The following is a 9,334-nucleotide window of genomic DNA, read 5'->3' on the forward strand; positions in this document are numbered from 1 at the left end:
TTCATTCTGATTTACTTTCTGAGAAGCAGTTTGTTCAGGGAGATGCGGAAATAACGTTTCTCTTAGATAAATCAAGTCGCTCTTACTCATGAAAAGATTCCAATGAAAGTTAATACCTTCTTCAAGTCAATGTTTATGAAGGGCCCGTAAAAATCAATTCCACACTCATTTTTTAGAGTGTTCAAATATCTTTTTATGGTCAAAATTTTATCTTGTGTCTCAGTTGATGGTAAATCGTCTCCGAGAGTATCTAGAAGTTCGGTGATTTGAGGGGACATTGAAGGAGGTTTAAACTCCGTTATAAACTTCACAATAGTTCCTTCAATCATGCTAAAAATTGACTCTATCTGGGAGACACTAATAAAATCCACTTTATACTTATTTGATACTTGGCGTTTAGCTTCCGTATCGTATTTGTCTACTCCAAATATGTCAGGTCGATAAAGCATCCTTAGATCTTCCAACTTGTAGAAACTGTCGAACAAGAAAATCAAATGAATGACCAGACAACTCGACAAGGAGTTAAAGAAATAATACGAAGGACTAGGTGAAATACCAGAAATAAAACATCAAAAATGCACATTCAGAGGGGATTTACCGAGGAAACGTTTCCTTTGGTCACTCTTTTGCATTGGCTTGGTAACATTACGCAATTGTGGGGTCACCCATATGAATACTTTTGAATTTTATATTATTAAAATATTGACTTCAGTTAAACTTATTAAGTTATAGTCATATAATGTGTGGGTGTAAAAAATGTTAAAGAAATTTTCTGAAAATGATTTATATGAAGCCAAAGAGTATACACCGGGTGAAGAAATTTATGAGGAGGCTTTGGACTATCTCACATTTTGGGATTCAGTTGCAAAAAGTGAAATTGAGTGGTTTGAGCCCTACAGAGAGATAATATATAGCGGTAACGCTCCTTTTTATAGGTGGTTTCTTGACGGGAAGGTAAACATAACCCACAACTGCTTAGATAGACATATCGAATCAAAAGGGGATAAGACAGCAATAATATGGCAGGGAGAACCTGAAAACGAAAAAGAGATGATCACTTACCGTGAACTCTACCAGAGAGTTTGCAGGTTTGCCAATGCTCTCAGGACACTTGGTGTGCAGGAGGAAGATGTGGTCACGATCTACATGGGGATGGTGCCAGAGCTCGTTGTTGCGATGCTTGCGTGCGCCAGAATCGGTGCAATTCATAACGTGGTTTTTGGAGGTTTCTCCTCGAAAGCTCTCAGTGAGAGGATAAACGATTCCGACGCTAAAGCTGTCGTTACGATGGACGGTTACTACAGGAGAGGCGAGGTTATCGAAACTAAGCGCATCGTTGATAAAGCTCTGGAAGCTTGCAGCGTTGAGAGTGTTGTTGTGCTCGAGAGAGTCGGCAACGATGTGAATATGGTCGATGGAAGGGATATCTGGTGGCATGAACTGGAAGAAGGCTTAGCAGATGAGTGCGAATGTAAAGCTCTTGACAGCGAACATCCGTTGTTTATACTGTATACATCGGGAACAACCGGAAAGCCGAAAGGCGTTCTTCACGTTCACGGAGGTTACAACGTTGGCACCCACATTACAGCCAAGTGGGTATTCGATTTGAAAGATGGAGATGTATTCTGGTGCACTGCTGACATAGGGTGGATAACCGGACATAGCTATGTTGTCTACGGTCCCCTTAGCAACGGTGTGACGGTGCTAATGTACGAAGGCGCTCCAGACTATCCACAGCCGGACAGGTGGTGGAGCATTATTGAGCAGTACGGCGTGACCATTTTTTACACTGCTCCCACTGCAATACGCCACTTCATGAAGCTCGGCGAGGAATGGCTGGAGATGCACGATCTTAGCAGTTTGCGTCTGCTTGGAACTGTGGGTGAAACGATAGACCCTGAAGCCTGGAGGTGGTATCACAAGTATGTAGGGAGTGAGCGCTGCCCTGTGATTGACACATGGTGGCAGACTGAAACCGGAATGATCATAATAGCTCCCTTGCCCGGCATAACAGAGCTCAAGCCCGGTTCTGTAACACTACCCTTCCCGGGAATGTTGGTAGAGATACACGACGAGAAAGGAAATCCTGCAGATATCGGAGAGCTCGTAATAATGAACCCGTGGCCAGCGATGTTCAGAGATCTGCGGGGCGATCCAAGAAGATTCGTCAAACAATACTGGACATCAGACGGCAAACGGACTTACTACACTGGAGACGGAGCAAGGAGGGATGAGGATGGATACTACTGGATAATAGGGAGAATTGATGAAGTTCTAAAGGTCAGCGGGCATAGACTTGGAAGTGCTGAAATCGAGGGTGCGCTTGTATCTCACGAAGCTGTAAGCGAGGCAGCCGTTGTTGGAAAGCCCCACGAGATCAAAGGAGAAGTGCCAGTAGCATTTGTCGTCCTTAAGAAGAGCTACGAGCCGAGCGTCGAACTTGAAAAATACCTTAAAACGCATGTTAAAAACGAAATAGGATCAATAGCTGTTCCTGAAAAGATCTACTTCGTCGAACAGTTACCAAAAACGAGAAGTGGAAAGATAGTGCGCAGGATTCTACTCGCTATCGAAAAGGGTGAAGAGATAGGAGATATCACAACTCTTGAAGATGTGACAGTTGTTGAGAGGATCGTGAATGTTAAAGGGGCAAAATAAAGCCAACCCATTCTATTATTTTTAAATCTCATTTGCAGTTATCAAAGAACTTCCTCGTAAAACCTCTGCACAACCCTCTTATCGAGCAAAAGCTCTTTATCTTTTATTACCTGTCTTTCGAGCTTATTCAAGGTTGCATGAACTGCAAACTCAACACCCCAGCTTTCACCAGTAACAAAGAAAACTCCATGATCGCTTGTCAGCCTCATCCTCACGTAAATTAGGGGTATTCGTCTGTAATACAATTTGAGTTTCTTCACATAAACAAATAGATGTTCCTTCCCGAGAGAATCTCTGAACTTCCTCAAAAACTTGTTCAGTTCATCTAAGAGATTTTCCATCTCAGAATCGTCCAAAACCACACCCTTCGTGATGATCTGCACTTCATACTCTTTTGGAATGGTCTTCTTTAAGTAATATTCCAAAAGATCCTTCTTTACCACTATTCCTTCGGGAATGCTGCCTTTTGTGATAACAAGGCTCGATACGTCATCCTCAATCATCATGTCAATAGCTTTGGCAATCGTGTCATTTCTCTCAACTGTTATAACCGGATGACTCATTATACCTTCAACCATCACTGAAAGCGTTTTTTCTTTTTCTTTCATGCTCAGGTGTCCGAGTCTATCGTCCTTTCCCAGAAACACAACCCTATCCACAATATCCTTACTAGTAATGATTCCAGCTACTTTATTTTCATCATCAACCACAACAACTCTGCTGATGCCATGATTTCTCATAGTGGCCAGAGCCTTGGATACGCCATCGTACGTTTTCAGGGTGATAACTTCTGGATTCATAACATCTCCAACTTCAACATTTTCAAATTCCTGTTTTATTTTTTGTAGAAAATCATTGATGTGAATAACCCCAAATCCTCCGTTGAGCTTTATAAGAACAAAGGGTGTGGAATCCTCTATAAACCTTCTCGCTACCTTCTCTGGTGTTAGCTCGTCAAGGCGAATGATTCCAGTTTTCGCGGCGAAGTTCTTGATTTTCGTTTCATCAGGGTTCGTCATCAGGCCACCCCTGATTAGATCCTTTTCTCTTACAACTCCAATGATTTCGCCATTTTCTTCAACCAACAGTGCTCTTTCATGCTTGGACTCACCTAACATTGAAATTACCCTCGAAAGTGTTTCACTTGCGCTGATAACGTCATAATCGTCTCTAAGAACCTCCTTTAATTCCTCGACATCCATCTCATTCCACCTTTTGTGACAGATAATATGGAACTACAAAGTATAAAAATGTTTGGTTACATATATTTAATTAAAAGTATAATAAAAAATCTGAAAGTGTAACTTCTGCAAGACTTTTGCCGAGATACGCCTTACTAACCTGCAGATGGTCACGATCTGCTCCATTCGCTAAGCTCAGCATCGGTTAAGGACTTATTTTTGGGGCAAAATTATTATTTGATCAGTAGCTAACATAACAGATGGACAAAGAAATTGAATGGTACAGAACTCCAATTTCAGAAGTCTTTAGACTTGTTAAAAGCTCACCTCAGGGTATAACAGATGATGAAGCTGCGAAAAGGCTTGTATTGTATGGCTATAATGAGATTAAAGAAGAAAAGAAAATTAGCGAAATTTTAAGATTTCTTTCTCACTTTAACGATCCCTTAATTTACATTTTAATGATTGCCGGTTTGATAACGATATTTCTTCATCAATATGTGGATGCAACCATAATATTCTCAGTCGTGCTGATAAATGCATTGATTGGTTATATTCAGGAAAGAAGGGCAGAAAAAACAATTGAATCCCTAAAGAAGATAGTAGAGGTTAAAGCAAGGGTAATAAGAGGGGTCGAAAAAGACATTCCCGCAAAAGGGTTAGTTCCAGGAGATGTGATAATATTAGAGACTGGAATGAAAGTTCCAGCAGACGCGAGGCTTTTTGAAGCAAGAAATCTAACTGTTGACGAATCCTTGCTAACGGGCGAGTCCACGCCTGTTGAAAAATTCTCTGAAACTATTCTGAAGGGGACGGCTGTTGATAGAAACAACATGGTCTTCGCCGGGACACTCGTTCTTGAAGGTTACGGAAAAGCAGTCGTTGTTGCTACGGGCGAGGATACCGAGCTGGGTAAGATTGCAAAGACCGTTAAAAGGGAGAGAGGTGTTGAGACTCCCCTGCTACGTAGAGTAAGGCGTCTTGGCAGACTCATTTTCTTCATAATCGTTGCAGTTTCGATCTTAAATTTTACAATTGGGATATTGAGAGGTTACGACCCTGCATTCATGTTCTTAGCCTCCGTTAGCTTGGCTGTTGCAGCAATTCCTGAAAGCTTGCCCGCTCTCGTAACAATGAGCCTTGCAATCGGTGTTAGGGACATGGCAAAAAGAAAGGCTATAGTTAGAAAGCTACCGGCTGTAGAATCTCTGGGAAGTGTTACGACGATATGCACGGACAAAACCGGAACACTTACACAGAACAAAATGAAGGTAATACGAATATTTGCTGGAGGAAGGGAATATGACGTCGAGAGTGGCAATTCTGTTCTAAGCAGGGAAGAACTCGCGAAACATCCCGAGGTGTATCTCACAGTAAAGGCTGGCTACATATGCAATACAGCAATTTATTTTTTAAAAGATGGGGAACCTGTAACGAGCGGAGATCCAACTGAAGTGGCCCTCCTCGAAGTTGCATCGCTGGCAGGAATTAAAAAGCAGTTTAATATTATTGACGAAATACCATTTGATCCAGCTTTTCGCTATATGGCAACCGCAGCAAAAGAGGGGGAATTCGTGGAAATTTATGTAAAAGGTTCAGCGGAGAGGATCCTTTCAATGTGTAAGTGGGCTTTGGTGGAGGGAAAAATAGTGGAGCTTGATGAAAGTCACATTCGCAAGATGGCATCAGAGTTTGCCCTTCAGGGTTTGAGGGTTCTGGCGTTTGCATACAAGTCCGTTGACTTGGAGGAATTTGGTAGTATTGAGGAACATCTTGACGGCTTGATATTCCTCGGTCTTCAATGCATGATCGATCCTCCAAGGGAGGAATGTTACGAGGCGATCAGGAGATGCAAGGAAGCGGGCGTAAGGGTCATAATGATAACTGGGGATCACCCAAATACCGCGTTGTTCATCGCAGAAGAGCTCGATATTAACGGTAGTGTTGTAACGGGGGATGAAATCGAAAAAATGAGCGATGAAGAGCTTAAAGAAGTATTGAAGAAAACAAACATATTTGCAAGAACCTTACCAAAAATGAAGCTGAGGATAGTCAGATTACTACAGGAAATGAGCAAAACAGTTGCAGTTACGGGAGATGGTGTAAATGATGCTCCCGCATTGAAAAGGGCTGATATTGGTATTGCAATGGGCTCCGGCACGGAGGTGGCTAAGGAATCCGCTGAAATAATTTTGCTTGACGATAATTTTGCAACAATTGTAGAGGCTATTGATGAAGGCAGAAACGTTTTTAGAAAGATTCAAAAGATTCTTGCATGGATGCTACCGACTAACGTCGGAGAGGGGATTGTGGTTCTTGCAGCTTTCCTTTTGGGTATCACACTTCCGATTCTACCAGTGCAGATCCTCTGGATTAATACAGTTACGGCTGTGCTTTTGGGAACGACCTTAGTTTTTGAGTCTAAAGAGCAAAATCTGCTTAAGCTCAAGCCGATAACTGGAGAATTGCTGAATCCGGTGATTTTATTCAGGATAATCTGGGTAGCTACGGTTTTGGTCGTGTGTGCCTACCTTCTGTATTTCAGGTATAGCGAAAACGAAGTGATAGCCAGAACAGTGGCAATGAATGTTATAGTGTTTTTTGAAATATTCTATCTGCTGAGCGCAAGAAGCATTGATTTGAGCTTTATAAAAACTTTGAAGTTTAAGAATAGAGCAATATATCTGGGAATCCTTGCAACGATCGTTTTGCAGCTGGTAGCGACATATTCGCCTAACTTTAACGCAATTCTGTATACCGCACCGCTTGATGCAAACATGTGGTTTGGAATCATAACAATATCTTCCTTGGTATTTCTCTTTGCTGAGCTGGAGAAATACATAAGAATAAATTTTTTACAAAAACTAAATCATTAAAGTCTGAAACCTGAGAGGTTTCAGCAGAGTGAGATAGGCACAACATTGAAGAAGCCGGATAGAGGGGCGATTTACTGACCTTTACCCCTCTTTGGGCGAACATGATGAGAAAACGATGTCGGATACATGCCGAAAATGGTTACGTTATAATATAATCCCATTATTTTAAAAATTCTAACATTTCCTCGTCGCTAACATCGTGCCACTCTAAGTAAGCGTCAGCGACTGCATAGGGATAAATGTCTCTCAGGTTTATGCAGAAGATGCCGTCGCAGTTTCCGGAGATCAAATTAACTGCATGCGAAGAAGCTGTGGGAACGGCAACGTAGATTTTATCGTAAAATCTTCTCGCACTCTTTAAAGCCACCAGCATTGTATATCCAGACGCCAGGCCATCATCAACGAGAAACGCCAACTCGTTCCCCTCTCCAATTAAACGTTCTTCAGGAATTATCTTCAGCCTTTTTGCAATTTTTTCTTCAGTCTTCTTTATCTGCTCCTTGACGACCCCATCACTAAGCTTGTAGTGGTGAACTGCACTCTCATTCAGCTCAAAGTCGCCGAACATGCTTAGTGCACCAAAACCCGCCTCGGTCGTCCACGGAAATAGGATTTTCGAGACCAACAATACTTTCAATTTCAAACCAATTTTTTTAGCCATTGCCGAAGCTACTGGAACTCCTCCTGCTGGTATCGCAACCACATCCGTTTTATCTGCATCCACATCAAGATGCTTCAAAATTAAGTCGGCGAGCTTGTTTCCGGCATCTATTCTATTTCTGAAGACCCCAAACTTGTTGTAGTATTTCTTGTCCTGGATTACGAACATACCAAAAAGTTAGACTTCAAAATATAAAATCTTAAGTGTAGTTCTTGAGTTGCATGGGTTTACGAAGTTCACGGAGATTGTCGAGAAACACAACTGGGAGCTGAGTAGTTTTTCCTTTTTCATGCACACTCTTCCGATTTTCTCCAGCGCTCTCTCGATGAACTCGATTCTCAAGGCATTTCTTGCCACTGTAAAGCAGAAGCGACATTAACGCCCTGCAGTCTGGTTTAGCTTGCTAATGGTGTCCCCAAGCCTTTCAATGTACTCACCAAACCCAGTCCAGTTACCAGCCCCTGCCTCCTCTCTCGCCCTGTTGTAAAGCTCAACCAGTTGCCTCACAAGGTCCTTAACGCTCTCCTCTTCAACGATTTCAGGGACTTCCTCACCAAATACAGCTATCAAAGCCTCGTCAAGTGTTGGTCTCATTGCCAGTACATCACTGTAAACAACTATAACACCTCTGAGCTCTGGAATCTGGGCATTTACAGCTCTCAGATAGATTGGCTCAATGTACAGTATCGAGTTCTCTATAGGAATAACAAGCAAATTGCCCCTGATGACCTTCGACCCAACCTGCCCCCAGAGGGTGAACAACTGGGAAATGTCAGCATTCTGATCTATTCTCGCTTCTATCTGCATGGGGCCATAAATCAGCTGACCTTTCGGAAATTCATACAGCCTTAACTCGCCGTACTCCTCATCACATCTTGCCGCTAACCAAGCAATGATGTTATCCCTTCCTTTCGGCGTGAACGGAAGCATTAGCAAGAACTCCGGCTTGTCGTTTCCGGGCAGAGTTAGTATAACGTAGTAGGGCTCCATTTGTACTCTCTCATCCTCTAAAATCTCCTGCGGGATCACCCACACATCCTCACGGTTGTAAAATGTTTTGGCATCGTCCATATGGAAGGTTGCGTAGACGTGGGCTTGAACTTCAAACAGGTCAATTGGATACCTTATATGGGCTCTCTCTTCTTCACTCATTTTATCTGCTGAGACAAAAAGATCCGGAAATGCTTTCATCAAAACCCTAATCACCGGCTCTTCCTGAATAACGTAGAACTTGGTGGTTCCGTTGTATGTGTCCACAAAGACCTTAACCGGATTTCGAATGTAATTGAATGTCGGATATCTTGCAGAGTACGGGAACTTGTCAAGAGTCGTATATGAATCGATTATCCAGTACTGCTTTCCGTCTATTACGGCTATATAAGGATCTCTGTCATACACGAGGAAGGGTGCTATCGTCGATACTCTATCTATTACGTTCCTGTGAAGCATCAAACTGCTTTCCGTTGTGATGTAATCGCTCAGCAGAAAACTAACGTCGGCAAATTTTATTGCGTATATGAGTTTTTTAAAGTACGAATCGAGCTTAACTCCACCAGAACCATTGTAAGTTGTCAAAACATTACCTTCACCCAGCGGATAATCGAATTCCTTCTGTTTTGTTTTAACGATCACGTAATTTGTTGTTAGCTCACCATAGTATATCTCAGGGCGTTCAATAGCTATTTTTCCCTTTGGGGGTATATCCTCAACTATCAGATCAGCCAACCCCACCTTGGTTACAGAATTCACCGGCGAGGCTACGACACCGTAGCCATGAGTAAATATCAGATGCTCGTTAAGCCACGTTTTTGCTCTTGGCGATAACAAATCGGTTGAAAGTTCCCTTGCAGTGATCATAATCTGCGTGTACCTTCCATCAATGTAGTAACGATCCACATCAACGTCATTTATGAAATAGTAAGTTCTTATCTGCTGCATCTGCCTGTAAACGCTGAGCA

At 42.4% G+C, this 9,334-nt stretch carries 6 protein-coding genes; 2 read left to right on the forward strand and 4 right to left on the reverse strand.

The genetic code is table 11. The features are described from left to right. Positions 1-86: 86 nt before the first annotated feature. Positions 87-329, reverse strand: coding sequence for a hypothetical protein (locus H0Z19_RS10760; protein WP_290726503.1), 243 nt, complete (start codon positions 327-329; stop codon positions 87-89). Between the two features lie 427 nt (positions 330-756). On the opposite strand from H0Z19_RS10760, the gene acs reads away from it, so the two are divergent. Further along, entirely contained in the window at positions 757-2,658 is a 1,902-nt protein-coding gene (acs, locus tag H0Z19_RS10765) for an acetate--CoA ligase (RefSeq protein WP_290726505.1), read from the forward strand. 41 nt (positions 2,659-2,699) lie between these two features. On the opposite strand, the gene H0Z19_RS10770 is transcribed toward acs, so the two are convergent. After that, positions 2,700-3,860 (reverse strand): CBS domain-containing protein, encoded by a 1,161-nt coding sequence (locus H0Z19_RS10770; RefSeq protein WP_290726506.1) that lies wholly within the window; start codon positions 3,858-3,860, stop codon positions 2,700-2,702. Between the two features lie 239 nt (positions 3,861-4,099). On the opposite strand from H0Z19_RS10770, the gene H0Z19_RS10775 reads away from it, so the two are divergent. Then, positions 4,100-6,715, forward strand: a complete 2,616-nt coding sequence (locus tag H0Z19_RS10775; RefSeq protein ID WP_290726507.1) for an HAD-IC family P-type ATPase — start codon at positions 4,100-4,102, stop codon at positions 6,713-6,715. 160 nt (positions 6,716-6,875) lie between these two features. Here H0Z19_RS10775 and H0Z19_RS10780 read toward each other — a convergent pair whose 3' ends face one another. Together H0Z19_RS10780 and H0Z19_RS10785 are read right to left on the reverse strand one after the other, a co-directional pair. Next, positions 6,876-7,544, reverse strand: coding sequence for a phosphoribosyltransferase family protein (locus tag H0Z19_RS10780; protein WP_290726508.1), 669 nt, complete (start codon positions 7,542-7,544; stop codon positions 6,876-6,878). A 207-nt stretch (positions 7,545-7,751) separates the two neighbouring features. Beyond that, a partial coding sequence (locus H0Z19_RS10785) for a UPF0182 family protein (RefSeq protein WP_290726510.1) occupies positions 7,752-9,334 on the reverse strand: 1,583 nt, incomplete at its 5' end.

The organism is Archaeoglobus sp. (genome assembly GCF_017656475.1).
GTDB lineage: Archaea > Halobacteriota > Archaeoglobi > Archaeoglobales > Archaeoglobaceae > Archaeoglobus.

What these genes read in the sequence shown, in the direction of transcription:
- H0Z19_RS10770 (WP_290726506.1), bottom strand. Translation starts at nt 3,860, where the DNA reads ATGGATGTCGAGGAATTAAAGGAGGTTCTTAGAGACGATTATGACGTT.
- H0Z19_RS10775 (WP_290726507.1), top strand. Translation starts at nt 4,100, where the DNA reads ATGGACAAAGAAATTGAATGGTACAGAACTCCAATTTCAGAAGTCTTT.
- H0Z19_RS10760 (WP_290726503.1), bottom strand. Translation starts at nt 329, where the DNA reads ATGATTGAAGGAACTATTGTGAAGTTTATAACGGAGTTTAAACCTCCT.
- H0Z19_RS10780 (WP_290726508.1), bottom strand. Translation starts at nt 7,544, where the DNA reads ATGTTCGTAATCCAGGACAAGAAATACTACAACAAGTTTGGGGTCTTC.
- acs (WP_290726505.1), top strand. Translation starts at nt 757, where the DNA reads ATGTTAAAGAAATTTTCTGAAAATGATTTATATGAAGCCAAAGAGTAT.